Here is a 26387-nt window from a genome sequence, read left to right on the forward strand (position 1 = left end):
TCCTTATAATTCTAGCCATTTACGGTCATACTGATGAACGCGATTGCGAGTCTGTAGCTCTCTATCGCGGCAGTAGTTTCCAATGGGGTTGCGCTTACAATAATCTACAGCGTCTGCGAGAATAAATGAGTTAAAGAGCGCATTATCACGAATGGTTTCCAATGCGGTTCTGTGCTCATTACTAAGCTCACTTGCGTAATAATTGAGCAGGTTATCTGCACGGCGGTTATCAAGGATTGCTTGTACCCAATCATCACTCATGTTTTTCAGTGCAAGTTTGGTAAGAATACTCTTTGCTGGATAGACATCGTCAGGAACAAGCGCTGAAAGGCTAGGCCCTGAGTCGGTATAGCTATTGGTCAACACTCGACTGACGTTGTACTTGTCTAATGTATCAAATTGAGTGATATAGTTGGTTTTGATGTAATTAATGCTATTTTTAAATACATCAAAACATGGTGTAGGATTTTCCATCGTACAGTTGACGAGCTGGTTTGGAATTACCTTCAACAGCTCAGTCGGATCACCACCGAGTTGTAACGCTGAAACCGTGATTTTAATATTACGCTTTACGTCCTCATCGACTTTTTGCAATTTGCCGCTGACGCTGACTTTACCTGCCCAATCAACCCCAAGCTGGCCACCCCACTTGACTTTATCTTCGTCATTTTTGTATTGGAACTTCAGGTTGATCATCACTTGAGAGCCGTACTCAATCGCTGATACAAACTCATTACCAATATTATTGAATTTATCTCCAGGGTTTGCATTAGCCAAATCCAGCGCGGCTTGGGTTGGCTTAAATCCGGTTTGAGGATTGGCAACCAGTAATCGCTTTTTAGGTTTTAGTGACAGGAATAATGTATAAGTTCCAGTATAGTTATCTGCGGCATTTTGCTTGGAGTAGCTGGCGCCAACACCCACTTTAATTACGGGGACATCTAGTGCTGCACCTAAGTTACCATCTAACATACTAGATAGTTGGCTGTAGCTCATATCAACACCGACAACAAAATCCATTTCGGTATTGCCATACGTTTCATCGACTTGACCAAGCACGCTTTGCAGCGCATAAAAGCCTTCTTTTTCACTATGGTATGCGGTACCTAGTGTGACTGAATCTAAATTAGAGTTGCTTGCTTGAGTAGCAAAGTCAGAATTGTCTATTTGATCAGCCGTTGCTGCAAAACTACAGGCAAAAAGACCCGCTACCCCCATGGCGCGTGCCAATGGAGAATATGTAAATTTCATATTGAATTCCTTACAGAGAAGTATGGCCTTTCAAACAGAAAGGCCCAGCTGTCTTGATTAGTTCAAACTGTTGATGTAGTCAGTTTTCCACTTTTCAGGTAAACGCTGCAGTATCTCTTCTTCCGACATACGAATATTCTGATCTTTGTAGTTAAACTCGTCTTGAGTCGCTAAATCACCTACTGCCATACCGTTTGCAAACATGGCAAAATTACGAGATTCAGCAAACTTTGAATCAGCTGTAGGCGCTAGTTTCAAATTGTAGATTTTGTCTTTGTATTTCTCTTTTGTTACATCCGTCACAATTACAGAACCTGTCTCTGTAAGAATACGGTCGCCTGCTTTAAGCTCTTTTGCCCAAATAACACCTTTATTTGAAGTTGAAATTGGGTGGGTTTCAGTCATTAAAATGTCTGAACCATCTGCGCCTTTGATGCGATACATCTTAATTGCTTCTATCCCTACAGATACATCAACAACCTGCATTGGTTCTTTAACTGCGGCGTTTGAAGCAAGCGCACCTAACACTAGATCTCCTTTACCAATATTTTCAATGGCGAGCTGCGAACCGTCAGCCATCGTGATCAGGGTACCCTTAGCTAAACAGCTGTAACCTAGTTTCATCATAGGTAGTACTTCACTGTAAAAGTTACCAAAGCGAGTTGATGCCTCAGAAGTAAGTGAAACTTGGAAGGCGACAGGACCGCGTCGACCAGTTTTGAAGTAAGGGTTTCCTTTCACTGCAAACGTCATATACCAGTTTGCCGTAGCAATATTTGAAAATAGTTTTGCATTACCAAAACGACCTTCATCGCGGGGGATGTTCCAACGAATAATGGATTCTTTGTTCACAGTGTCGACTTCAAACTCTAAATAGTCTGAAAACTGCTTAATTGAATTATTAATGCCACGATAGCTTTGTTTTGTTGCGCCACCGTACACTCCTTCTTGCAAATAAATGTTGGTCGGCTCATCTATACCGTTAGGCAAATCACCTGTAGTTGGGTAGATCTCTAAGATTTCATGAGGAACACGTAGCTCACCATTAAATGGAATATTTACATCGGTAATTTCGTTCGGATCACCCACTTGATCTGGCATATAATCACAGTCTGCATGGTTACGGTTTAAACACACCTTGATCACCGCATCGTTGTTTTTATCGATAGGTGCTGTGGCGTTATACTTTGGACGCCCATCAAATACTGCGGGCATAATACTCATTTCAGATGCAACTTTATTGTTCGCATCGTTGCTTGCAATTGCGCCATAGACTGCCTCTGCGTGTTCCCATGAAAAAGGATACTCGGTATATTTTATGGTAGAGCTTATCGAGCCGTCTTCGTGTTCAAGTTCAACGTAGGAGCTTGCATAAAGTGTGTCGATGTTAGGGAAGTTTGCTTTCAATGACTTAAGTGAAATAGTTGAGACTGCAGTCGTATCTTTACCATCAAGCACATTCAATGTGGAGCCAAGTGGCGCAAGCTGATTACCTTGTCCATCTTCAAGCAGTAGATCGATGTAGGTCGCTTGCGTACCACCAAAGCGTGTGCTTTTTGCTCTTACAATGACGTATGGTTCATTGGTATCTGCAGAAATGGCGATGTTCATATCAAGAAAGAAATGTGCTTCTTTAATGATGTCTACCTCAGTTTCACTCACTGGCGGTGGTGTTGTTTGTATACTGTTCTTTGCCATCAGCTGCTGTTGTTTGGCAACCTCTAATGTTTTATGCAATTGTGGAAATTTACTTTCATCACGGCCAGCTAAATTCAAGCGAGACTTCGCTAGTTGATAATGTTGTGGATTGCTCATATCCAATCTGCGGATCCCGAATTCATCAGGAGTTGTAATGGCCTGACCGTTTAACGTAGCAGGGCCTGACTTCAACGCGGCTACCTCGATGTCAACTGAGGACTCAAAGGTATTTGTTGCCGCTACCGCATTACTCACCGCGAGCGCAACTGCGAGAGGTATAAATATCTTCTTATTAAATTTGTTCATTTGATTTTCCTTAATTTTTATGGATTTCTACTAGGTAGTCTTCAATTTCTCCGCTTCCCGAGGTAGCGGCACTGCTATAGTCAGAGCAAGGATCAATACTATTTACTCTGCTAAATCCGTAATACTGCAAAATTCTCATCCGAGTTGTCGTGACGGGCTGTGACAACTTATTACTTGGAATGCTGAACTCACCTTCAACATAGCCTTTGCCAAAGTCTTGATTGGTTTGATCAAAGTCCATGATAAGCAGCTCAGATTTGTTGTTACGCCAGTCACCATCACCAAATTGACCGTCGCCGTTTAAATCAATCCAGACGTGGTAGTTCTCTGCAAATTTTTCGCTGCCGGCATAGCCCGCTTCAAAACGGTAAGTATTGTTTTGAGTGGCGTACAATTTGATTGGGTTGTTAGGGTTTATCACACCAGGCTGCTGCGCATTGCTAAACGGCCCGTCTTGGTTGAACGTCACAGTATTAATGTGCTCATAGTCTGTGATCCCAGTTGCTACGCAATATTCAACAGGTTGGGTTAGTTTCAGTTCCAATAACATATTTTTAGTGCCAGTGACTCGGTCTCCCCAGTCATCCCACCAAGGTTTGTCGTAACTGATTGTTAGGCTGGCGGTATAGGTGCCAGCAGTTTGATACGTATGTTCCGCATCTTGGCCGAAATTGCCACTCTGATTGTGCGTTACTCCGTCCCCGAAATCCCATTCTAGAGTGATACGAGGGTTCCAAGCGGTATTATCTGGTTTGGCTGTTGTGTTATTAAAAGTTACCTTAAATGTACCATCTGCTTGTTCGCTCACCGTGAAATTGACCTGTGGGGTGAAGCTACTCTCACCAATTTTGATGGTTTCATTTACGGATTTTTCGCCGTCGGCATGGCTTATTGTCAGTGTAATGGTGTACTCTCCATCAGTTTGGTAGGTATGCTGAGTATTTTGAACAGAAGAAGTCGTGCCATCTCCAAATTGCCACTGTACCGTGCTACCTTGAGGCATAACGCTTTGATTGGTGTCTACATAGACAGTGTTACCCGACTTGCGCGGAGTAAATCTTGCGGTGATCGTAGTATTGAACTGAACTTGTTTCATCCAGCTACCAATTTCGCTATTGAATCTATCGTATGCCTTTAGATTTACAGCATAGCTACCAGCCTTAGCATATTGATGTGAGGGGGATTTTACAGAGCTGGTTGTACCATCTCCAAACTCCCACTTCCAACGTTTAACACGCGCATCAACGGTACTGTTATCGAAGTTAATGACGTTGACACCTTGGTTGGCAGTGATTCTCAGTTCAACAGGGTCCTTATTTTCAACGAGTTTGACTGTGTAATCCTCAACTTCGCCCCAAGACATATCACCACAGGCCGATTTAACGATACCAAATGACACCATAGTGCGAACACGATAGCTCTCGTTGAGCTCGCCGCTTAAGGATATTTCACCCGTTAATTGAGTTTTATTGCTTCCTGATAGCACCAGCTCATCGGTTTTATGGAATAAACCGTCGTTATTTTTGTCCAACCACACATAGAAGTTCTTGGTTTTATCTTGAGTATCTGGGTGTGGCGCTGCGACTAGGGTTACTGTTAGCGCTTTGCCATCTTTGACTTCTATTATGTCTTGAGAGTAATCGCTATAATTACTAGAAGTAGAGTCATTTTTGTAATCGTTAAATGAAACCGACGAAAGATAATATTTACTATGGTTTACCCCTTGAGCTGAGCAGTAGCTGTCAAACACTTCAATTGGGAGCACAAAAGTGTCAATCAGGCCTGATGGAGCTGTTGCGGTCAGTGCTACATTAAATACACCTGTGGTGGCAAAGTTATGTGTTGGCTCAAATGCACTACTTTGTGCGCTGCCATCACCAAAGTTCCAATTCCATTGCCAACCATCACGGTTGGAAATCGTTACCTGCTGACCATCTTTCCGCGTTAAGTTCTTGAAATCGAGCGTTAGGAATTTACGTTCAAAACCAAGTTCACTTTCTAGCCCACTATTTACTTTTAAGTTTATCCCCACTTGAGCAAAAGCTTTGCGTACATGATTTTGTAATTCTGTGGCTTGCCAGTCAGCACCATCTTGTTTTTTTATCCCATCTTGACGCAGTTTGTCACTTACAGTATGAGTTTGTCGCATTACACAGTCTGCAGCCGTTAGGTAGGTGCTATTCCCGGTCCAACAGCTTTTATTGGCATTGGCGAACAAAATAAAGGCATATTTTGTGTTCCAAGGTGAGGTCTCACCGTCAACTGTAGCCGTTGTTAAATAATGAAACGCTTTGTTAAATACCCCTGCACCATGGTGTGAGGTAATGGAGTCATCATAGTCATCAATGTGATCAATTGAGTTGCCATCTAATTTGGGATTTTCAAAATAGCGTAATGCGTCATCATGGCGAAATGTCTCGTGGTTACTTTTCCAATCATTTGTTCCAGAGTAGAAGAATTCGGCAGCTTCGCCCGCCATATCAGAAAACGCTTCATTGATGGCGCGTGCTTGACCGGTCAACATTGATTTTGGTGTACTGGAGCCGTACTCCTCCGTAAAGCCATGGGCAATTTCATGTGCGACTACATCCAAAGAGACCATTGGGTAGAAGAGATAATCTCCATCGCCAAAATAGACTTCACCGTTTTCATAAAACGCTTGGTCCATGTTGAGTCCGTAGTGAACATTTTGAATTATCTTCTTATTAAAGTAGGGCTTGTGGCCTAAGTAATCCTCAAACATCAAGCTAGCGATTTGTCCGTGATGATGGGCATCGTTCAGTGCTGAGCGGGCACCATGATAATCTTTGTAATCGTTACGGGTCGAATTCGAGCAATCGTAGCGGTAGGGTGAGTCAACCTGTGCTGTACTGTGATTGTAGTTTCTTGTTTCGACATTTTGTGCATCGAATAAGCAGTAAGTTTGTTGAGCGTTCGCTTCCATCGCCACAACGAATGTCTTAGGTGGGTATGAAACGTAATCTGCTTGCTTATAATCCGGACGTGCAACTTTATCATTGCCTGAAGGACCACTGCCTCCTTCATGCACTGCTCGTTGCAATACATCTGCTTGGAAAATAACTTCATTTGAGGTTAAATCGATAAAAGATAGAATGCGCTGCGGTTTAAACGGCCCGGACTGAAAGTCGGTGAAAAAACTCAGCTTTGCCGCGTGCCGTGCTTTGCCAGTAGTATCAATGTAAATGACTTCTTCAACGGAGCTGCGTCGGTAGATCCTTGGTCGCTCAGCTGGAAATTCTGTGATGGCGGATTCTAGTGCTGCGTCAAGCTGATCCTGAGATGCGGGGGATAAATTAGGCAAGTCTTTTGCGACATTGACGATAAGGTCGCCATATACTTGCTCAACAGCACCACTTTCATCGGTAAGGACTACAAAGTCATGATTCCAAATAGGAATATTCTTATATTTCTGAGTGATTGTATGACTTCTTTTGTCACCATCTTGACTTTGACTAAATGCAAGAGAGTGTCCTGCATATTGCGCAGCAAATGTCTTAAGCATTAATAAATAGTTTTGGTCATGACTTGGAGCATTATTTGCGGTGGCTTGGTGTAATGATGTTGGTGCAATTTTTTGCGTGTCATTGAACAAAGAAACCCGCTCAGTGGCATGACAGTGCAAACTGATTGCCGATGCTAAAACGCACAGAGACTTTAACCCTTGCATGTTAACTCCATAATAATATTGAAGATTCCTTCCCACTTAAGCGCAACCTCTCAAAGAATGAGACATCAGGATGGAAAAGTGTGGCTGATTTAGTGCTTTTACTTTGAGCACGGGCTCTAAGGTAATAAAGAATTTCAAATAAATAAATAACAAAAAATAAACAAATGTATAACCTAATGTTTCCACTGGAAATTTAGGGGGAAATTTTACTTTTTGTTATTTTTGACTAATTACAGGGTATTGTTGAGGAAAGTTGAACTTTTGCTTGTGCAAGACGAAGTCGAGTAAACGATGTAAAGTGCAGGGAATTATATACTGTTATGATATATATAGTAAAATTTGGCGCTACGGTCAGCTAATCTGGCTACATTAAAAGGAGCTTTGATGCGGTTTAGATGAAATAAAATAAATAAAGGATGTCTTTATATATGGGATAATCCCAAGATAACTTTTCTAGTAAAAAGTACCTAACGGGGTTCATCTCGCTAGGTACTTTTTGTTACGTTATTGAACAGTAACGTTTATGTAGTTAGTTTCAAATGGTGCAATTTCTATGGTTCCGGTCGCATAGACTTCTTTACCCACATCTTCACCTTTTATTTTTATGTAATACTGTCCAGCAGGGATAACAATATCTGTATAGTAATGTGTACCAAAGTGGATCGAATCGCCTTCTACTAACCAACCTTCAGGGGAAACTTCGTATAGATAGCCTTCGCACTTTATTTTGCCAATTCGCGGATGTTTGCATTCGTTAAACTTAAGTCTGGTTTTTCCACTTGGATTTTTTGCCGTTTTTACAAATGCAAATGAGCCATAGTCTCGAGCCGTTTTGGTCGCTTGATGAGGCCACACTTTTTCTTTGTTGACAGAATAATCATTACTAGAACCACTACTCGTTGCTGAAACAACGGTTCCTGAACTGCCAAAAATACCATTAATAGCACCGTCTACACCATCATTCACGACGCGGTTGATATCATTACTTTTACAAGCAGTGAGAGAGGCGAGAGAAAGCGCGATAAGCGTTACTTTTTTCATTATTTGTCCTTGAAGTTCCATTCTCAGCAGCATTTTACTGTGTCAGCGATTTTTGCAAAGCTTAACTAGTTAACTATTTATTAAGCCGAAAACCAACACAAATCATACGAGCATTCAGTGCTCCAATAATGCTTCCTGTTATTTTTGAGTTAAATCGGATAAAAGTTTACCTTGTGACGAAAAAAAGTCCAACAAAAAGCATGCTATATAATGACTTTGTTCATAAAACAGCATGAGAAAAAGTCATTTAGGTTTAAAATAAAGGAGGGGCAACACTATCCTCCAGGTTGATTAGTCACTTTGCAGTGCTTCGATTGGGTCAAGCTTTGAAGCTTTGATGGCCGGATATACTCCAAATGTTAAACCGACTAGGGCACAAATACTAAAAGATAGGAAAATCGCGTTTAAAGACCAAGACACCGCCCAGTTTGAGTAAAATGCAATTATCTCTGAAAGTAAAATACCAAACACCACACCGAGTAATCCGCCTAATATCGAGATGGTAAAGCTCTCAGTAATAAACTGGACTTGAATATTTTTCCGAGTGGCGCCTATTGCTCGTAATAGACCAATTTCTTTGGTTCGTTCAAGTACGGTTGCGAGCATGATATTCATAATACCAATACCACCAACAAGGAGTGATATACCCGCAACGCAAGACATCACCATATTAAAAATGGCCTGCGTTTGCTTTTGCTGAGCAAGCAAAGCAGCGGGAATAGTCAGTCTGTAGTCATCGATATCGCTATGGCGGTTAGTTAAAATGTTAGTGATAGCTTGAGATGCCAAAATTGGACTCTGAGATTTGTCGATGGCAAGTTTCAGTTCGGTAACTTCAGGCTCAAGTAATCCCTTATTAAAGCGATGAATGGCGGTCGTTAGCGGAACAAAGATACGGCTTTGCTCGCCTCCTAATGCAACGCCTTGAAACTCCTTTTTGTTCAGGTGCGGTGCTTGCAAAATGCCAACCACCTCAAACCATAAATGATTGATTTTTACTTGTTGACCAACAGCGCTCCCGAGGGGAAAGAGGGTTTTTGCGGTATTTGCGCCGAGCAACGCAACCTGCCGATATTCCTTGCTATCTTCAGCATTTAGCAGGCGACCCGCTGCGAGTTCATAATGCGCAAGGCTAAAATAGTTTGCTGTTACGCCCGCAGCTTCTCCTTCGAAGCTGCCGAATTCGCTAAATATCTGGTAGGTATCCACCAGTCGTTCAGCCGAAAAGTCGGTCACAAAGGGCAGGGCGTCGACAATCACTTGGCCGTCTAATAGATTAAGACCTTGCGAGTATTTTCGTTGTTCCTTTAGGTCATTATCTTCAATGTCCTTGGCACTGACAATAACATTATTGATCCCCATAGAATCGATCATTTTGAGCGCTTCACGTTCAGCACCTTCACCGATGTTTAACATTGCAATAACGGCACCCACACCGAAAATCATCCCGAGCAAGGTCAATAGAGTTCTGAGCTTATGCTGCTTTAGTTGTGCAATGGCGTCGGTAAATAAATCCAAATATTTCATTACAGTTCCTTATTCGCGACGAGTGCAATTTGTTGCTTGGGAGACAAGCCTGCCAGTACTTCAGTATGGCTTAGGTTGCTTTGGCCTAATTCCACTTTTACGCGTTTAAACTGGCTACCGTCTTTAACTTGAACAAAAAATGCGTTGTTCTCATTGATCACGCTATGTTTAGGCACGAGTAAGGCTTGTTTATTTTCTTGGACAAGTACTGTAGCGAGTACTTTATTGCCAGGCTTGAAGTGGGCTGGAGTCTTATCAAGACTCGCGATGATCTCATAGTATTTTTGTGGATCTCCACGGCGAATAGATTGTGGGTAAGGTGATACCTTCGTGACTTTACCATCAAAGCGCTCATCGCTATTGGAGAGCAGAGTAAACTCAACCTTTTGGCCAATCGCAAGGCCAAGTGCTTCTTTTTCATGCACGAAAAGCTTAGCTTGTAGGGATGAAATGTCTGGTAACCCCCCGATCTTTTGCCCAGGCCATAGCGCTTGGCCTGATTTGGGTTTTTCTCCACGCCAATCGGCACTGAGGGTAAGTAAGCCATCATGTGGCGCGATGACTTCAAGCGCGTCTAAGTTTGCGTTGTACATCGCAATTTTGCTTTCGTGTTGTTTTGACTGCAGCTTTAACAATTCCATTTCTCCAAGGGCAGAAGATGAAAACTGCTCTGTCTGCCAGCCAAAATAAGCTTCTTTTGCATTGAGATATTCAACATTTTGCATTTGATCTAAAATGTCGAGCTTTGAGCGGATCCGTTCATCGTCAACTGAAAAGGTCTCGGCAAAGTGTTTCTCCTCACTGACGATAACCTTGTCGCTATCCAAATGGGACTTTCTCGTGGTTAAATCACTATCGGTGACAGTGATATCTTGTGCGACTTTGCCTTTGTCGAATTCACTAAAGCGTTTTCGTCTTTCTAATTGACTGCCATCGAAGCGGGCAATAACATCGCCTTTTTTCACCTGAGTGTACTCAGGCATGATCCATGCGAGCGTCTGAGCCCCTCTCGCGGAGGTTGGCGCGGATATGACGGTTTCACTTTTGGCTTCTAATTCGCCTTCTGCATCCACTGTGATCGAAAATGGCTTAGGCTCTACGGTATATAGTAGTTGCGCTGGCTGCTCAGGTGCTTCTTGGCAGCCAAGTAACCATAGTGGGACAATGATTGCGAGTAATGTTTTTCTCATAGCTTTACCTCCGTTCCTTGACTAATGCCAGAAGTAACGATGGCAAGCGTCGGTGTGGTATAAGAGACGGTGACTTCTTTTTCTCCGCTATTTGTGTCTATAAACACTTTATCCGCACTTTGTCTTAATGCGTTTAATGGCACGGTCAAGGCGTTATCGAGTTGTGCTGTCACTATCTCTACACGAGCGGTCAATCCCGGTCGCAGCTTTTCAGTATCGATTTTGTCGAGCTCAATAATGGCATCAACAATGCGGCTTTTATCTTGATGTGACTTTTCCCTAAAGGCTTTTCCTATTTCAATGAGTGTCCCACCGACAACATATCCATCGGCACTGTCTATGGTAACTTTTACTGCTTGTCCCAATTTTATCCGTCCAAAATCGGCTTCTTTAATTTGTGCTTTTACCTGCATTTGTTCAATAACTGATAGCTCAACAACAGGTTGACCAAACTGCATGGACTCGCCAACACTGGGCTTTTCACCTTCCCAGTTTGCGCGATATGCAACTAACCCATCCATTGGCGCTTTTACTTGTAAACGCGCTATGTCACGTTTTAGTTCTTTCACTTCAGCATCCATTCGTGCAACCTTACTTCTTGCCATTTGGATACTCAGCTCTTTGTTGTTTAGATGAAAAGCGAGTTTACTGTGGGCAAGCTCTAAATCATTAGTGGCAATGGTGAAGTCGATTTGCGCCTTTTTTCGGTCGTTGTCTGAGCGTGAGTTATCTACTATTTCTGCGCGTCGTTTTGCCTTATCGAAGTTCATTTTTGCTTCAGCGAGTGCGAGTTTGTATTCTTCTTCTTGCTTCTCGACTTGAGCTTGTTTATTTTCTAGCTCTTTTTTCGCTTGGCTTAACTTCGAATTGTACTCCATCAAGCGATCTCTTACGGTTTGATCGTCAAACGATACGACGATTTGGCCTTTCTGAACCGAGGTGTTTTCAGGCATTAACTGTTTAACCTTGTACTGCCACATACGCTTGATTGAAGGAGGGGCTATCAAAGCGCGACTTTTTGACTCTAATTCACCATTCGCTTCTACTGTGATAGTGATTGGCTGTGCCTTTACGATATGTACATCGCGGGGGGCTTGGCTACAGCCAAGTAAATAGAGTGGAATGATGACTGCCAGCAACTTAACTTTCATTTTTCTCTCCTGGCAAAGTGATGCTTCCGCTCATGCCTGGTAGTAGTGGCAAATCGGTGTTAAATGTGAATTTAGCTCGGTAATACATACCTTGGCCCCAATCTTGGCGCTTTTCAGGCTGTGTTGATAGCTCAATGAGGGTACTAGGCGTTGATGAGGAGCGAAAGGCGTCAAATTTTAAATCGGCGATTTGACCCTCTTTAATACCAATAGCATCTACTTCATGGATCCATGCTTCTAGATACAGACCCGCTGTAGAAGGGATTTCAGCTACTTTCCAACCCGGTTGTATTGTTGCGCCAGCAAACAACTTGTTGCCATTCCAAGGGTGTTCAGCATACAGAATAGGGCCGCTATTACTGGCCGTTAGACTCATTTTTTCCAGCTGCTCTTGGTTGTGTGTGAGGCTTGCTTCTAACCGCTTTATTTCCAGTCGCTGTTTCTGAGTATTTGCTTTTGCTTCAGTTTCGGCCTTGCTTAAACTTACTTCAGCTTTGTGGTTTTCGATAATCGCCTTTTCTAATGTCAGCTGATGTTGCTCGTAGTCGTAGGTGCTGATATTGGCTTTTGGCACGTTTGCATCAATTTTGGCTCTTTCAACGAGCAAAGTGGTTTTTTTCAACTGGAACTGAGCTTCGAGTATCTTTTGGGCGCCGTCTTGCTCAATTCGTTTGTACTCATCTTTTGCAGCATCAAGTGCAACTTTATCTTGGTCGATTGAGGTCGCGATAGAGCCAGAATCGTAGACAACCACAATATCACCTTTGTTGGCAACTTCTCCCTCGGGCAGCATCCACTGGATTTGAGTCTTCCAAGAGTCACTCATCGGTGCGTGAAAGACCTGCGTTTCACCTGCTTTAATAACACCTGAGACGATAATTGGTTTGGCAAAAGCCTGCAAAGAGGTGAGTAGGGCGATGCTTATAATATAACTGCGCATTGGCTATCCTCCACTTTCTCGCCATCTTTCATTCTGATGATACGCTCGGCATATGCCGCAATATCGTCTTCATGCGTTACCATTACAATAGTGTGGCCTTGCTGGTGTAGTAGACATAGTAATTCCATGATTTCATGCGAGGTTTTACTATCTAAGTTACCGGTTGGTTCATCGGCAAAAATAACTTTCGGCTCATTGATAAGAGCCCGAGCAATAGCAACTCGTTGGCGTTGTCCTCCAGACATTTCGAAGGGTTTGTGATGTGCTCTGCTATCAAGGCCTACCTTTTTTAGCATGGCAAGCCCGCGACTTTTTGCCTCTGATGGGGAAGTGTCAGTGTACCTTAGCGGTAAGATGACATTTTCTAGTGCGGTCAGGCGGGTAAGTAGATGGAATGTTTGAAAGATAAAGCCAATTTTTTGATTTCTAATTTGTGACAATGCTTCATCTTCCACCGCTTGAATTTCCTGGTCTGCAAGATAGTAAGCACCAGAGGTTGGAGAGTCTAAGCAACCAAGGATATTCATTAATGTAGACTTTCCAGAGCCAGATGATCCCATCACTGCAACAAATTCACCTTCCATTACTGCTAGAGAAACGGATTTTAGTGCGTGCACTTGGGTTTCTCCGCTTCCGTAAACGCGGCTTAAGTTTTCGACCCTGATCATTATTAATTGTAATCCCTTGTTTTTATTGTTTTCTACTCATGGTTTAGAGGTGTTTAACCTTGTACCTGAATTTGAGTGTAGTGATTGTTAGGGGTAGAGTAAACCGAGAAGGTACAAGACGAAAAGGGATTTAAGGTAAAAAGTTGTTTTTGGATACTATACATTATTAACAGTGCCAAGAAAAATTGGCTGCCAAGTTCATATACGAAGCAGCTCTTCGATAATTACCATTACACTTAGTGTTGCTAACACCCTAGCTTGTGCTGACAGGAGCCTATAACGCCTTTGTTTTTAGCGCGCCATATTCGTCCAAAACTTGCTCGCCATCTTCCTTAAAATACGGACCCATAGGCCATTTATCGAGTAACGCTAACACCGATTCGCTTGGTCGACATAACTTCACGCCTTTAGGTGAGCAGACGATTGGCCGGTTTACTAGTACCGGATACTTAAGCATGGCTGTTATTAGGGCTTCATCCGATACTCCAGCCTCAAGCAGCCCAAGCTTGCGGGCTGGAGATTTTGTTACTCTTAGTGCTTCACGCGGTGAAATATCGGCCGCAGCGAAAAGTCCTAAAAGCTGGTTACGTGTCCATCCTTCCTTTAAGTATTCAACGATAATTGGCGTATACCCAGCATCTCGAATAATCTTTAATACGTTCCTTGAAGTACCACAGTCTGGGTTGTGGTGAATGACTATCATAACTCAACCTTTTTCATAAAAATTAAAGTTAATTACCACCCAATTTAGACTCAGCTTGCAGCAAATAGGGATGTGTAAATTGGTATCATTGAGCGTTTACTCTGTGAACCAATGTCGCGTATGGTTTGCAAGCCACACCAGTGAAAGCATGACGGGAACTTCGACTAAAACTCCAACAACTGTGGCTAATGCTGCACCTGAATTTAGCCCAAAAACCGAAATTGCAACGGCTACTGCTAACTCAAAAAAATTAGATGTGCCTATCATGCAAGCAGGTGCAGCTATGCTATGTGGCAGCTTCATTTGTTTTGCCATAAAATAAGCAATAGCAAATATACCGTAGGTTTGAATAAGTAAAGGAATGGCGATGAGTATAATTGCTTGTGGTTTGTCCAAAATAGTCTTTGATTGAAATCCGAACAACAACACAACAGTTGCCAATAAGCCAACGATTGACCAAGGTTTCATAGTTGCTAAAAATTGCTTTAATCGAGAGTGGTCATTTGCGTCGTCGAGCTTCTTTCGAGTGATTGCACCAATCACCAGAGGAATTAGCACGTAGAGGACGACAGACAGAAATAGTGTTGTCCAAGGGACTGTAATATCAGTCACGCCTAGTAAAAAGCCTGCGATAGGCGCAAAAGCAAATATCATAATAATATCATTGACCGATACTTGCACTAGCGTGTAGTTTGCGTCGCCTTTAGTGAGTTGGCTCCAGACAAACACCATCGCTGTGCATGGTGCAACACCCAGCAGTATCATGCCTGCGATATATTCTGTTGCTGTTTGTGGGTCTACCCAATCAGCAAATATCCCCTTAAAGAATAGCCAGCCAAGAAATGCCATGGTAAATGGTTTTATTAGCCAATTAATGATCAGTGTGAGGGCGAGGCCTTTGGGTTTTTTACCTACATCTTTCAGTGAAGAAAAGTCAATTTGCACCATCATGGGGTAAATCATTAACCAAATAAGCACCGCAATAACTAAGTTGACGTGCGCATATTCAATACCAGCTATAATAGCAAATGCATCCGGTACAATACTTCCAAATAAGATACCTACCACAATGGCAATACCTACCCACACCGACAAATAGCGTTCGAATAAGCCCATGTTACCTCCTTAGATATCACCTTGGTTAACGCGCTGACTTAATTGCTCTGCGGATTCAACGCGTTCTGAATAGCGGTTGACGAAGTAGTCCTTATTATCGCGAAGTAATAACGTGAACTTTATCAACTCCTCCATTACATCGACAATTCGGTTGTAATAAGAAGATGGCTTCATCCGATCATTTTCATCAAACTCAAGAAAGGCTTTTGCCACGCTGGATTGGTTAGGAATGGTGACCATGCGCATCCAACGACCAAGAACCCTTAACTGATTCACCACATTAAATGACTGAGAGCCACCGCATACCTGCATAACAGCTAATGTTTTCCCCTGGGTTGGGCGTACGGCACCTATACTCAGAGGGATCCAGTCAAGCTGACTTTTAAAAACACTTGTGATTGAGCCATGCCGTTCTGGTGAACACCATACTTGTCCTTCTGACCATATCATGAGCTCTCTAAGCTCTTGAACCTTGGGATGATTCTCATCACCTGTGTCAGTTTGTGGTAGACCTTCAGGATCAAAGATTTTTACCTCGGCTCCCATGTGTGTAAGCAGGCGAGCACTCTCTTCAATAACCAAGCGGCTAAACGAACGCTCTCGCAGTGAACCGTATAGCAAAAGTATGCGGGGAGCATGTTTTTTTTGGGTGCTAAGGCACTTGTCTAATGCTGGAATATCAAACTGTGATTTATCAATGTTCGGTAGTGTGTTATCCTGAAACATAATGTATTGTGCTCCTAATCTCGTTTATTTAGCTCAAAGTAGAGCAGGAGAGATGCATATACGTCATCGTAAGCCATTTGCTAATCCTACCCACCAAACTAAGCTTGTCTGGCTATTCGTTAACACCATAGTTGCTGAAAGAAGTAACTTTCATAGTCTTTATTTGCTACTAACAAGACGATGCTTGAGCTTTTGATGCATTTAGTTTTGCTAACGCCTCAGCAAAATAACTATGATTGTGTGCAACGGTTTGATTAATAACCTCCTTTGCCCATAAGGGGAGATCTTCATGAAGCCGGTAGTACACCCATTTTCCTCGGCGTTCATCCCGTAAAATATTACATTTTCGCAATTCTGCGAGGTGGCGTGAGACTTTGGGCTGATCTAACTCAAGTCCTGCCATAAGGTCGCAAACACATGCTTCTTCAAGTTGATTGATAATTAGAACTGATTTCAGTCGGGTGTCATCGGACAGGCATTTGAAAAACTGTAACGGATTCATGAATCATATCTCTTAAATCATATATGTGAAATATGATATATGTGATTTTTCATATGTCAACGTGTTTTATTTTTTAACTGAGTTTAGGACCGGAAGGAAATCAACTCATTACTTTTTCATGCGTTACCTTTTTATAGGAAAACCAATGAATTAACGATTACAGTGTGTTCGTGCAACTATGAATCTGTTAATAAAAGCGCAGTGGGCATCTTAGGATATTGCTTGTTGATCTCTTTACTATTTTCTATGACAAAGCACTTTGTATGTTAATTGGAGATTTTTGGTGATAGCGACTGGATAGTCAGCAAGCTCTGCTTCTTCTTTACACGCCTTGTGTTGAGACACTCGTAGCTATTCACAATGTAGTCGGGCATGAGTGGTATTTTAACAAAGTTACGATATTGCCCACGGTTACCGTGATCATAAACTATATTTACTAACAAGTTATATAAACCGTTTAACTGTTATGAATAAAAATGGAAGAAGAGAGTTTTTAAGCAAAGCGGGTATAGGGCTGGCGTTATCTGCTGCGCTCATTAAAGCTCCTTATGTGTTCGCAAGAAACAGGACAACCCTCCGTGTAATGGGGACACATGTCACGTTACAAGAGCCTCTGCGTCAGCGTGCGATGAAAGAGTTGGGAATCGATATTCAATTCTATCCAATGGGCAGTGCTGCAGTTCTGCAAAAAGCTGCTGCAAATCCTGCCGCATTTGACCTTTACGAACAGTGGTCAGATTCTATAAACATACTTTGGCAAGCAAAAGCGATTCAGCCTATAGATATTGAAAGGCTTACCCACTGGCATGAAATAAACCCACTTACAAAGACGGGGAAACTTATCCCCTCTGCTAAGGTGGGGGCAGGTGATGCACCCAACAAGCTGCTGTATGTTCAAGACGACGGGACGCTTGCAAGCGACGTAACAAAAAAAATTAGCTTTCTTCCGTACGTACACAATGTTGATTCCTTTGGTTACAACACCGATTTTATAAAACAGGGGAGCCCTTATGAAAGTGAGTCTTGGGGTTGGCTATTGGATGAATCTAATGCGGGAAAAACAGCAATAGTGAATGCACCAACAATAGGGATCTTTGATTTGGCGCTCGCCGCGCAAGCAAGGGGGCTGGCTTCTTTCAAAGATATTGGAAATATGACTATTGACGAAATAGACAAGCTTTTCACAATTTTATTAATGAAGAAGCGCAAAGGGCACTTCTCTGGGTTTTGGACTTCGGTTCCACAATCTGTGCAATTTATGTTGGAGAAGAGAGTTCACATTCAAAGTATGTTTTCACCTGGGGTAAGTGCCTGCAGAGGGCAAGGGTTACCGATCACATATGCCTCACCGAAAGAGGGCTATAGGGCATGGCACGGTGTTATGTGCCTGTCATCTCAGGCTCGTGGCCATGTTAAAGATGCAGCTTACGACTATATGAATTGGTGGCTTTCAGGATACCCTGGCGCATTTATCGCTCGACAAGGATATTATATCTCAAACCCAGAGCGTAGCAGACCACTAATGTCTGAGGCTGAATGGGATTATTGGTATGACGGTAAGCCTGCAGCGACAATTTTAAAAGGTACAGATGGCAAAGTTGTTGTAAATACAGGAGAATTACGCGACGGTGGAAGTTATGTCAAACGCTTTTCTAACATAGCTGTATGGAATACCGTTATGGAAAATTATGATTATAGTTTAGATCGCTGGTACGAATTACTAAACGCATAAGGCTGAGGCATGCCAATATTTTCAATAAGATCGCTTTCAAGCAAAATTCTACTGGTTTTGCTTGCTTTCGCTGCAAGTCTTACTGCTGTCTATCTATTTCTGAGCTCACACGTGGAGGTTGTTGATAATACGTTAACGAGCACGTTGAATGTATCTAAAAACTCAGTATCAGTACTTAAGATCAACAAAGAGATTGTTGAATTGCAGCGTGATATTTCTGTGTTCAGCAGTTCTGGTAGTTCCGCTATCTATGAAAAGGTCGTGAGCAATCATGCGAAAATTACGATAAAGCTCACAGAAATACAGGCAAAGGTACCAAGTGAAGAAGAAAAGCGGCTTATAGATTTTCTGCTAGAAATTGTAAATAGGTATGGTAGTAACTTAAGTGTGCTTATGCAGCGTTATCAAGAAAGAAAACATTTGCTTGAAACTCAGTTACCAGAGGTGTTTACAAAAGCTGAAGCTTATTTAAGACCACAGTTAGCTGGTGATGACATCAGTCAAAAGAAGATCACGATATATCAGATATTGGATTTATGGATGACACTTTACCGAGATGCAAATCTGTACTTAACACAGAAAGATTACAAGAAGAAAAAAGCAGTGTTTGATGGTTTGGCAGAGATAGATCGCAGGCTACTGATAGGTAAAGAGTTGAGTGATGAAAACGTGACTAAATTACAGGCGCTATCCCATCGATTCCGCGATGTATTTAACGGCAGTATTCAAGCAAATAGAAACTATTTAACTTTAGTTAACGTTGTAATGGCTGGTGATGCAGTAGAGTTCTCAAATTTGGTAGATAAATTAAGAGCCGACTCCTTAACTAGGCTGGATAATATACGAAACACTGCAGAGGCAAAGATCTTAGAATTCGACAGAATGATAAAATCAGCGATGGTTGTGGGGATACTCTTTTTAGTATTTTTTGTTTTATTCTTTCACTTTCATATTATCCGTTCAATTAAGCGCCTTACTAAGAATTTTCAACATTGTATTGAAGGTGACTTATCGGATGAGATAAAGGATCTTGATCGAAAAGATGAAATTGGTACGTTAGCTAATGCTGCAAATCAGTTTAAATTGTTAAGTGAAGCGCTTATCGAAGCGAAGCGGGTCGCTGAACACACGTCGAAAATAAAATCTGATTTCTTAGCGAATATGAGCCATGAGATCCGCACACCAATGAATGGTATCTTAGGCATGGTAAGGCAGCTAAGAAACACGGGTCTGAACAAAAATCAAATGGACATGCTTGAACTGGTGGACTCTTCGGGAAAAAGTCTATTGGTTATCTTAAATGATATTCTTGATTTAAGTAAAATTGAGGCTGGAAAAATTGAGCTTGAGTCGCAACCATTTGAGATAGAGAAACTTTTATATGAACTCGAGCAGACAGGAAAAACGCTGAATAAGTCGTCTTCGGCGGAGCTAACAATCATGAATACGGTGCCTGCCAACTTACGTGTTTTTGATGGGGATGTCATCCGGCTTAAACAGGTGCTGCTCAATTTACTTAGTAATGCGATAAAGTTTACTGAGCAGGGAACAGTGAAGTTGCGAGTGGATCTTCAAAAGCAAGATGCAAGCAACGCAACATTAAAGTTTAGTGTAAGCGATACAGGTATAGGTATTCCACAAGACAGAATAGAAAAGCTATTTGAAGCGTTTTCCCAAGCCGATACATCAATAACTCGTCGATTTGGTGGTACTGGGTTAGGCCTAACCATTTCAAATAAGCTACTAGATTTAATGGACTCTAAACTGGAAGTGGAAAGTCGTGTGGGAGAGGGCTCAACGTTTAGCTTCACAATTACACTTCCAGTGTCAAAGGGAGTCGATAAAAAAGAGGCGCCTAAATATCAAAAACTTAGTCGTAATATTACTGAAAACATAGAAGTGCTTTTAGTCGAAGACAACAAGGTCAATCAAATTGTTACTAAGTCAATGTTAAAGGATTTAGGGCTGGTAAATATTACTCTTGCTGAAAATGGGCTTGAGGCTGTACAGCTTTGTGAAGAGCAGGACTTTGCGTTGATCTTAATGGACATGCAAATGCCAAAAATGGATGGTCCTACAGCTGCTCAACATATCCGTAAGTTAAGAAACTACCCAGATATTCCGATAATAGCATTGACTGCAAATGTACTTGAGCAGGACAAAAAACGATGTTTTGAAGTCGGAATGAACGCTTTTATATCAAAGCCTATTGATTACCAAGCGTTTGTAGAAGCAATATCTAGAGCGATAGAAAAGCCCGGAGTGACGCATTCCCCAAGTCAATCAGGCTCTGCTTAAATTTATTGAGGGTGTTCGAACTCAGTGTCAAATAGTACAAAAGTGCTCATCCATATTGAAATAGATACTTGTTATTTCTCGAAATGATCTATTTTACAAAGCTTGCTAAAGCGCCATACAAGATAGGCAGCTCAATTGGTTTTGCTATATGCGCATCAAAGCCTATTTCTAAGTAGTGCTTAACATCTTCAACCATAACGTTCGCAGTGAGAGCGATAACAGGGATCGGATTTCCCTCATTTCTGATAGCTTTTATCGCGTCAACCCCATCCATAAAAGGCATGTGTATATCCATTAATACTAAATCAAATGCCTGCTCTTTTAGAGCTTCGATTGCAAGCCGACCATTGTCGACAACGACAGCTGTTGCATTTGTCTCTTTAAGCATTGTTTTGATAAGAATTTGATTAATCTTATTGTCTTCGGCAATCAAAATACGAGTGTGTTTTAGATTAGGTGGTGTAAATGATTTTGTGCGTACAGGTTTAGATTGCGTTTTTATCTTGTCTAACGGTAGGATAATATTAACTGTAGTTCCTTTACCAGCTTCGCTAAATAAGTTTATTTTTCCATTCATCAACTTAATAAGACTTACAGTAATTGACATTCCCAGTCCCGTACCACCGTATTCCCTAGTAGTTGATGTGTCAGCTTGTGAAAAACGCTCAAAAATACGTTTTTGCGCATCCTCATCCATTCCGATACCAGAGTCTTGAACACTTAAATAAATCGCTTTTTCATTGTTATATGATTGGCAGCTGGCAATTATTTTAACTTCCCCTTTGTTGGTGAATTTAACAGCGTTAGATGCTAAATTTAGTATTATCTGCTTTACGCGCACTAAATCACCAATCCATCCGTCTTCGAAGCTATCATCTGCTGATATGACAAAGTCTATACCTTTGTTACTGACTAATGCATCTAGGTCATATTTAACAGAGTCCAAAATATCTAAAATTGAAATTTCGGTACTTTCTAACTCAATTTTATTGGATTCAATTTTTGAATAATCCAAGATATCGTTGATGATTGTAAGCAAACTCTTGGCAGAAAATACGGCGTTAGCTAAAACTTTCCCTAAATCGGGCTCTAAATTAGCGTTTTCTAGCAATTGTAACCCCCCTAAAATAGCATTCATTGGTGTACGAATTTCATGACTCATATTGGCTAGGAAGTCACTTTTTGCTTTAGAGGAATGTTCTGCTGCTAGTCTAGCCGTTTCAGATATTCTTATTGCTTCAATTTTTTCGGTAACATCATAATTTACCCCAACAACTTTTATTGCTTTGCCATTGCTTCGAATAACCTCTGCACTGGCTTTAATTGTTCTCACTTCACCGTTTGGGTGTACAACTCTGAACTCTGGTTCATAAACGCCGGTACCATCAATTGCAGCTTGCAGCTGTGCACTTGCAAATTCTATATCATCAGGGTGTACGGCACTCGCCCAAGCATCATAGACTTGTGTAAATTGTGATTCTGATATGCCATAGAGCTTAAACATCAGCTCGTCCCAGATGAGCTCACTTGTAACTAAGTCCCACTCCCAAACGCCGATTTGGGCAGAGTTATTCGCAAGCTGCATTCTGAGCGCTAAAGAATCTGCTTGGTTTCTCGCATTTTTAAGTTGCTCCTCGGTTTCTTTTTGACGAGATATATCTTGAATGACTGACCAAATAAAATCTTCGTTATTATCGTCGGTGACTTTAATACCAGATAGGAGGACATGAAAGGTATGTCCGCTTTTATGGATATATTCCTTTTTATATGGTCCGTACCTTCCTTGCGCCTTAAGGTTAATAAGTTGTTTTTGTTCTTCTTCTTGGTATTTAGGAGGTGTTATCTTCCAGTAATCAATATTGTTTAGTTCGTCTACTGAATATCCAGTCATTTTACTGAACTCATCATTTACATAGTGGAAGGCCCCATCTTTCAACGAATTGACAGCGATACCAATTGGAGCTGCGTTGACAAAGCGCTCAAACTTCATTTTCTCTTTTTGATACGCAGCTTTGTAACGCTTAATATTAGTATTTGCTTTTTTCAGTTGCTCTTTCGCGCTGTGTAGTTCCGATATGTCCCTTCCTATTGCTACGACGAGCTGCTTTCCTTGGATTTGCACTGCCGTCAATGATATTAGACAAGGGAACGTTTCGCCTTGAGTGTTGGAGTGGCTCCACGGAAAAAGCTGAGGACCTTCAGTCAGAGATTTGCTTACGTGCTCCATAGCTAGTTCTTCTGAAGCACGTCCGCATGGTTGATATTCAGGGGAAATGTCGGCAGGAGTTAGTGTTAGAAATTTACTTTTACTTTCAATGCCATGTAGTCGAACGGCTGCTTGATTACATTCAGTAAATTTACCCGTATTTATGTCTAAAATGGATAGCGCGTCGCCTGACGCCTCGAACAGCTTTTTATACTTGTCACGTTCAAAAGATGCTTCCGCTAATTGAGATTTCAGACTTTGAATTTCTTTCTCTAATTCGAGCTCAGTTTTACTTACCATGTCCATCCTAGTATGCGGCTTCAAGCGTGGTATACATATTTACCTATGGGTTTCAGTATAGGACGGGAATGGATATTCACGTAATAGAAGAGCGAAATAAATTCCTGAAAATCACTATGCGATTCAATGACCGAGCTGCAAAAAACCACAGAAGATTTTAGATAGAAAGCGATATCAGTACCAAGGCTTAACTAATCTGATCTGCGAATGATTGATGCCTTACTAGCAGCCAGTTCTAGCGCTAACAGCATTGAATTCACCTCCAATAGTCAGCTATTGGAGGTGAATTTGCTTGCTTACATCCATGTAGGCAAGGAAAAATTTTGCTATTTAGCTGTTCTAAATAAAAAATTTAATGCAGTTAGCGTCAGACTTGCTCCTTTAAATAGAGCAAGAATTAAGACTAACAGGTATTAGCTTAATCCTTAATTCATAGACAAGCCTAATTTGGCTCTACCCAAAACGCTCCAACCTCTTTTTTAACCACTTTGACTTGCGTTCCTGCAGTAATAGGTTGTTTACTTTTTAGTTGCCACGCAATACCAGAATAGGTATGAAAAATACGACTTTCTGCATTCAAGTCTTTTTCCAGCGTAAAGGTAAGCTCAGCAAAATCACTGGTTACTTCTTTGTCGTCTGTGACATCTTGCATGCGTCTTAGTGGTTTCCATAAAAACACAGCCAGTAATGTCGTGACTAACGCATTAAACCAAAGTGCAGTCAGCCAAGTTTGGTCAAGCATACCTGCATACATTAAGCCGCCACTTATCACCAGAGACAGACCTAAAAAGAACAGTACAAAGGTGGCAAAACCAAGCACAGCAACCTCAACAATTAGGCAAGCAATTCCTAGTACTACTAAGGTTTGTGCTAAATGCTCAAGTAAAAAGGCCATAGGCGTTACCCTTGCTTTTTATTTAACGTATTAATAATAGACATGCCTTGTGCCACAAGCGAACTTGCGTCTGTACCATTGTCTGGTAGCAATACCACAGAAGATTCTTTGGCTATTGCTTCTTTTGCTGCTATGGCTTTTGTTGCTAAGTCAAGCTGGATGGCTTTTTGGCCTTCTTCGGTATTTGCGGCTTCACCGACTTTACGAAGGGCTTCGGCTTGTGCGTCTGCAACGGCAATAATCGCTTTTGCTTCACCTTCAGCTCTTAGGATCTGCTCTGCCTTTTCGGCTTCAGCTGCAAGCACCTGCGCTTGCTTCTTACCTTCCGCGACGTTGATAGCGGCTTGACGGTCACCCTCTGACTCTAGTATTTGAGCTCGTTTCACACGCTCAGCCTTCATTTGTGCTTCCATTGCTTCCATTACAGAGTTTGGTGGCACAATGTCTTTAATCTCGTAGCGCAGTACTTGGATGCCCCAAGGATCAGAAGCTGAGTTGATGGCGGCGACGATGTTGGTATTAAGTAAATCTCGCTCTTCAAAGGTTTTATCCAACTCCATTTTACCCAGTTCGCTACGCATGGTGGTTTGCGCGAGCTGAGTCACCGCGAAGATATAATCGTCAACACCGTAAGTCGCTTTATACGGATCTAACACTCTAAAATAAAGTACACCATCAACAATCAATGAAATATTGTCTTTAGTTATGGCTGATTGAGATGGGACATCAACCGCTTGCTCCTTTAAGCTCCTATCGGCCGCTACGCGGTCGATAAATGGCAGAATAAAGTTTAGGCCGGCTTCTTTAGTGGATTGATACTTGCCGAAACGTTCAATAATCCACGCACGGTTCTGCGGGACAAATTTGATACTCCCTTTTAGTACCACAATAACGAAAATCAATAAAAACGCTTGGATGGTAAAAAGGTAATCAAAAATAAGTGTGACTGGATCCATGTTAGCTCTCCTACTACATAAGAATTGTTCGCATCAAATGCATGTTCCCAATATAGATGAATAACGTAAGAATAGCTATTGGTTTGTTTTCCCCTCAGTGTAACTATGATGACTGGACTTTTTGGGCAGTTTTGCATGTGGTTTGTAACGAAGTGTATAAATCATATTTATATTTAGATGTGACTAAAAAATATCGATTATTCTTCTGCTTTATAATGACATCGCTGTCATTTTTTTGTTTTGAGATGTAATTACCTCTTACTTTGTAATTAAAGACCTTAATTTATAATTTAGTTGATAACATTGCGTTGACAAATTTCATTTGTTGTATATTATGCCGTACCCTATATGGGTTTAAAGGATTTTACTACTGTGTTTGATAGAATTATAAAGACAGTGTCTTTTGGTTTTTTGTTTGCCTTGTTTAGCTTTTCTGTTAATGCACTTAGCTTGATTGAAATTAAAAAGGTAGAAGATGAAATTCGAGAGTTGCCACATCTTTCAGATCTTGGCTTGAATAAAGTACCTGGAATTGTTGTTAAATTAAATAAATTTGAGGTTGATTTTAACTCCCTTAACCCACTGCCAAATGACGCTGAGCTGCTTAAAGAGGCAATATTTAGCTGTAAAAATGCTCTAGCAAATCATGTTAATCAAGCAAAATTGTACTCGGCACTTCAGCAAGAAATGATTGATTTATCAGAAGGTACAAGTAGTTTATCACTAGTACAAAAAAGTATCATGATAAATATTCTCCTTGCAGGGCCTACAGCAATATCCTCTCAATTTTACTCTGACTATATTAACAGTGACGAAGCTGGTGGTATACGGCTTCGAGAAACACTCATGTATTTTACGCTTCATCCTAAAGCTAGTGTTAAATCAAGAATTAGTTTAATGGCAGATGAAAGCGTTCATCCTATTTTTAGAGGTCCCGCGAGCTGGGCATTTGGTAAACTATCCGCTCAAAATGATCCTGATGCAATTGCTCAACTATCAAAAGCGCTAAATCAGTCAATTGGAGACGACTTTGGCTTCGATAGTAAGTTATTAACGTTATTAGGGCTAGCTGAAATAGCTGACTTTGATTACATCAAATCAAATTATTCAAATGTTGGATTAGGGGATGAGTATCTCGCTATTGCTGAACGTTATATAAAATTAAAACGCGCCTTATCATCAGATAAAGATAAAATAATTGAATTAAACTTTAATGTTAAAATGGGGCAGTATGAAAGAGATGAAGCCATCAAGTATATATTGGAGAATAACAAAACGAACCTGCTTTCAAAATTAGGTGTTTTGTCTGATGTGGAAAATGGAACCTTTGTGATCGAAGAAGTCTCTCAACTGGCTAGTATCCTTGGTTATAGAATTTCTGGTAGTTCAGATAATCCTGTAATTACGGCTATCTAATATATTATTTTATGGTTTACTTTATGAAAAAGTATTTAACGTTTGGTCACAGTTTTCTGTGTATTTTAGTCCTAACG

The 26387-nt window shown here is 41.3% G+C and carries 19 protein-coding genes; 3 read left to right on the forward strand and 16 right to left on the reverse strand.

Annotation, left to right across the window (positions count from 1 at the left end):
- Positions 1–3: 3 nt before the first annotated feature.
- The 13 genes from DRB05_RS02080 to DRB05_RS02140 form a co-directional block, all read right to left on the reverse strand.
- Positions 4–1251: an internalin gene (locus DRB05_RS02080; RefSeq protein ID WP_128725464.1), complete on the reverse strand. Its 1248-nt coding sequence runs from the start codon at positions 1249–1251 to the stop codon at positions 4–6.
- Positions 1252–1308: 57 nt separating this feature from the next.
- Entirely contained in the window at positions 1309–3255 is a 1947-nt protein-coding gene (locus tag DRB05_RS02085; RefSeq protein WP_128725465.1) for a Hint domain-containing protein, read from the reverse strand.
- A 10-nt stretch (positions 3256–3265) separates the two neighbouring features.
- Positions 3266–6943: a PKD domain-containing protein gene (locus DRB05_RS02090; protein ID WP_128725466.1), complete on the reverse strand. Its 3678-nt coding sequence runs from the start codon at positions 6941–6943 to the stop codon at positions 3266–3268.
- 504 nt (positions 6944–7447) lie between these two features.
- Positions 7448–7984, reverse strand: coding sequence for a hypothetical protein (locus tag DRB05_RS02095; protein WP_128725467.1), 537 nt, complete (start codon positions 7982–7984; stop codon positions 7448–7450).
- Between the two features lie 291 nt (positions 7985–8275).
- A complete protein-coding gene (locus tag DRB05_RS02100) occupies positions 8276–9511 on the reverse strand; it encodes an ABC transporter permease (protein ID WP_128725468.1) in 1236 nt (411 codons plus the stop codon).
- Positions 9511–10701 (reverse strand): HlyD family efflux transporter periplasmic adaptor subunit, encoded by a 1191-nt coding sequence (locus DRB05_RS02105; RefSeq protein WP_128725469.1) that lies wholly within the window; start codon positions 10699–10701, stop codon positions 9511–9513. Before DRB05_RS02105 ends, DRB05_RS02100 begins: the two co-directional genes overlap by 1 nt.
- On the reverse strand, positions 10698–11852 hold the full coding sequence (locus tag DRB05_RS02110) for an HlyD family efflux transporter periplasmic adaptor subunit (protein WP_128725470.1): 1155 nt from the start codon (positions 11850–11852) through the stop codon (positions 10698–10700). The genes DRB05_RS02105 and DRB05_RS02110 overlap by 4 nt, the downstream gene beginning before the upstream one ends.
- Entirely contained in the window at positions 11842–12792 is a 951-nt protein-coding gene (locus tag DRB05_RS02115; protein WP_128725471.1) for an HlyD family efflux transporter periplasmic adaptor subunit, read from the reverse strand. The genes DRB05_RS02110 and DRB05_RS02115 overlap by 11 nt, the downstream gene beginning before the upstream one ends.
- Positions 12774–13460, reverse strand: a complete 687-nt coding sequence (locus tag DRB05_RS02120) for an ABC transporter ATP-binding protein (RefSeq protein WP_128725472.1) — start codon at positions 13458–13460, stop codon at positions 12774–12776. The genes DRB05_RS02115 and DRB05_RS02120 overlap by 19 nt, the downstream gene beginning before the upstream one ends.
- A 274-nt stretch (positions 13461–13734) precedes the next feature.
- Entirely contained in the window at positions 13735–14163 is a 429-nt protein-coding gene (locus DRB05_RS02125) for an arsenate reductase family protein (protein WP_128725473.1), read from the reverse strand.
- A gap of 96 nt (positions 14164–14259) precedes the next feature.
- The gene (gene arsB, locus DRB05_RS02130) at positions 14260–15279 is read right to left on the reverse strand and encodes an ACR3 family arsenite efflux transporter (RefSeq protein WP_128725474.1); all 1020 of its coding nucleotides are present in this window, start codon (positions 15277–15279) and stop codon (positions 14260–14262) included.
- A 9-nt stretch (positions 15280–15288) separates the two neighbouring features.
- Complete coding sequence (gene arsH, locus DRB05_RS02135; RefSeq protein ID WP_193554550.1) at positions 15289–16005, reverse strand: arsenical resistance protein ArsH; 717 nt, start codon at positions 16003–16005, stop codon at positions 15289–15291.
- Positions 16006–16174: 169 nt separating this feature from the next.
- Positions 16175–16507, reverse strand: coding sequence for a metalloregulator ArsR/SmtB family transcription factor (locus DRB05_RS02140; RefSeq protein WP_128725476.1), 333 nt, complete (start codon positions 16505–16507; stop codon positions 16175–16177).
- Positions 16508–16973: 466 nt separating this feature from the next.
- On the opposite strand from DRB05_RS02140, the gene DRB05_RS02145 reads away from it, so the two are divergent.
- The gene (locus DRB05_RS02145) at positions 16974–18239 is read left to right on the forward strand and encodes an extracellular solute-binding protein (RefSeq protein ID WP_128725477.1); all 1266 of its coding nucleotides are present in this window, start codon (positions 16974–16976) and stop codon (positions 18237–18239) included.
- 9 nt (positions 18240–18248) lie between these two features.
- Positions 18249–20537, forward strand: a complete 2289-nt coding sequence (locus DRB05_RS02150) for an ATP-binding protein (protein ID WP_128725478.1) — start codon at positions 18249–18251, stop codon at positions 20535–20537.
- Positions 20538–20625: 88 nt separating this feature from the next.
- Here the strand turns inward: DRB05_RS02150 and DRB05_RS02155 are convergent, their stop codons facing one another.
- The 3 genes from DRB05_RS02155 to DRB05_RS02165 form a co-directional block, all read right to left on the reverse strand.
- Positions 20626–23043, reverse strand: coding sequence for a PAS domain S-box protein (locus tag DRB05_RS02155; protein ID WP_128725479.1), 2418 nt, complete (start codon positions 23041–23043; stop codon positions 20626–20628).
- A gap of 442 nt (positions 23044–23485) precedes the next feature.
- A complete protein-coding gene (locus tag DRB05_RS02160) occupies positions 23486–23938 on the reverse strand; it encodes an NfeD family protein (protein WP_128725480.1) in 453 nt (150 codons plus the stop codon).
- 5 nt (positions 23939–23943) lie between these two features.
- The gene (locus tag DRB05_RS02165; RefSeq protein ID WP_128725481.1) at positions 23944–24894 is read right to left on the reverse strand and encodes an SPFH domain-containing protein; all 951 of its coding nucleotides are present in this window, start codon (positions 24892–24894) and stop codon (positions 23944–23946) included.
- A gap of 372 nt (positions 24895–25266) precedes the next feature.
- Between DRB05_RS02165 and DRB05_RS02170 the strand changes: the two genes are divergently transcribed.
- On the forward strand, positions 25267–26310 hold the full coding sequence (locus DRB05_RS02170; RefSeq protein ID WP_128725482.1) for a hypothetical protein: 1044 nt from the start codon (positions 25267–25269) through the stop codon (positions 26308–26310).
- Positions 26311–26387 lie beyond the last annotated feature (77 nt).

Source organism: Pseudoalteromonas sp. A757 (assembly GCF_004103285.1).
Classification (GTDB): domain Bacteria; phylum Pseudomonadota; class Gammaproteobacteria; order Enterobacterales; family Alteromonadaceae; genus Pseudoalteromonas; species Pseudoalteromonas galatheae.

Bases quoted from the DNA above. Each gene is read 5' to 3' on its own strand.
- DRB05_RS02160 (WP_128725480.1), bottom strand. From the start codon at position 23,938: ATGGCCTTTTTACTTGAGCATTTAGCACAAACCTTAGTAGTACTAGGA.
- DRB05_RS02085 (WP_128725465.1), bottom strand. From the start codon at position 3,255: ATGAACAAATTTAATAAGAAGATATTTATACCTCTCGCAGTTGCGCTC.
- DRB05_RS02140 (WP_128725476.1), bottom strand. From the start codon at position 16,507: ATGAATCCGTTACAGTTTTTCAAATGCCTGTCCGATGACACCCGACTG.
- DRB05_RS02090 (WP_128725466.1), bottom strand. From the start codon at position 6,943: ATGCAAGGGTTAAAGTCTCTGTGCGTTTTAGCATCGGCAATCAGTTTG.
- DRB05_RS02165 (WP_128725481.1), bottom strand. From the start codon at position 24,894: ATGGATCCAGTCACACTTATTTTTGATTACCTTTTTACCATCCAAGCG.
- DRB05_RS02155 (WP_128725479.1), bottom strand. From the start codon at position 23,043: ATGGTAAGTAAAACTGAGCTCGAATTAGAGAAAGAAATTCAAAGTCTG.
- DRB05_RS02095 (WP_128725467.1), bottom strand. From the start codon at position 7,984: ATGAAAAAAGTAACGCTTATCGCGCTTTCTCTCGCCTCTCTCACTGCT.
- DRB05_RS02125 (WP_128725473.1), bottom strand. From the start codon at position 14,163: ATGATAGTCATTCACCACAACCCAGACTGTGGTACTTCAAGGAACGTA.
- DRB05_RS02080 (WP_128725464.1), bottom strand. From the start codon at position 1,251: ATGAAATTTACATATTCTCCATTGGCACGCGCCATGGGGGTAGCGGGT.
- DRB05_RS02100 (WP_128725468.1), bottom strand. From the start codon at position 9,511: ATGAAATATTTGGATTTATTTACCGACGCCATTGCACAACTAAAGCAG.
- DRB05_RS02145 (WP_128725477.1), top strand. From the start codon at position 16,974: ATGAATAAAAATGGAAGAAGAGAGTTTTTAAGCAAAGCGGGTATAGGG.
- arsH (WP_193554550.1), bottom strand. From the start codon at position 16,005: ATGTTTCAGGATAACACACTACCGAACATTGATAAATCACAGTTTGAT.
- DRB05_RS02110 (WP_128725470.1), bottom strand. From the start codon at position 11,852: ATGAAAGTTAAGTTGCTGGCAGTCATCATTCCACTCTATTTACTTGGC.
- DRB05_RS02105 (WP_128725469.1), bottom strand. From the start codon at position 10,701: ATGAGAAAAACATTACTCGCAATCATTGTCCCACTATGGTTACTTGGC.
- DRB05_RS02150 (WP_128725478.1), top strand. From the start codon at position 18,249: ATGCCAATATTTTCAATAAGATCGCTTTCAAGCAAAATTCTACTGGTT.
- DRB05_RS02115 (WP_128725471.1), bottom strand. From the start codon at position 12,792: ATGCGCAGTTATATTATAAGCATCGCCCTACTCACCTCTTTGCAGGCT.
- DRB05_RS02120 (WP_128725472.1), bottom strand. From the start codon at position 13,460: ATGATCAGGGTCGAAAACTTAAGCCGCGTTTACGGAAGCGGAGAAACC.
- arsB (WP_128725474.1), bottom strand. From the start codon at position 15,279: ATGGGCTTATTCGAACGCTATTTGTCGGTGTGGGTAGGTATTGCCATT.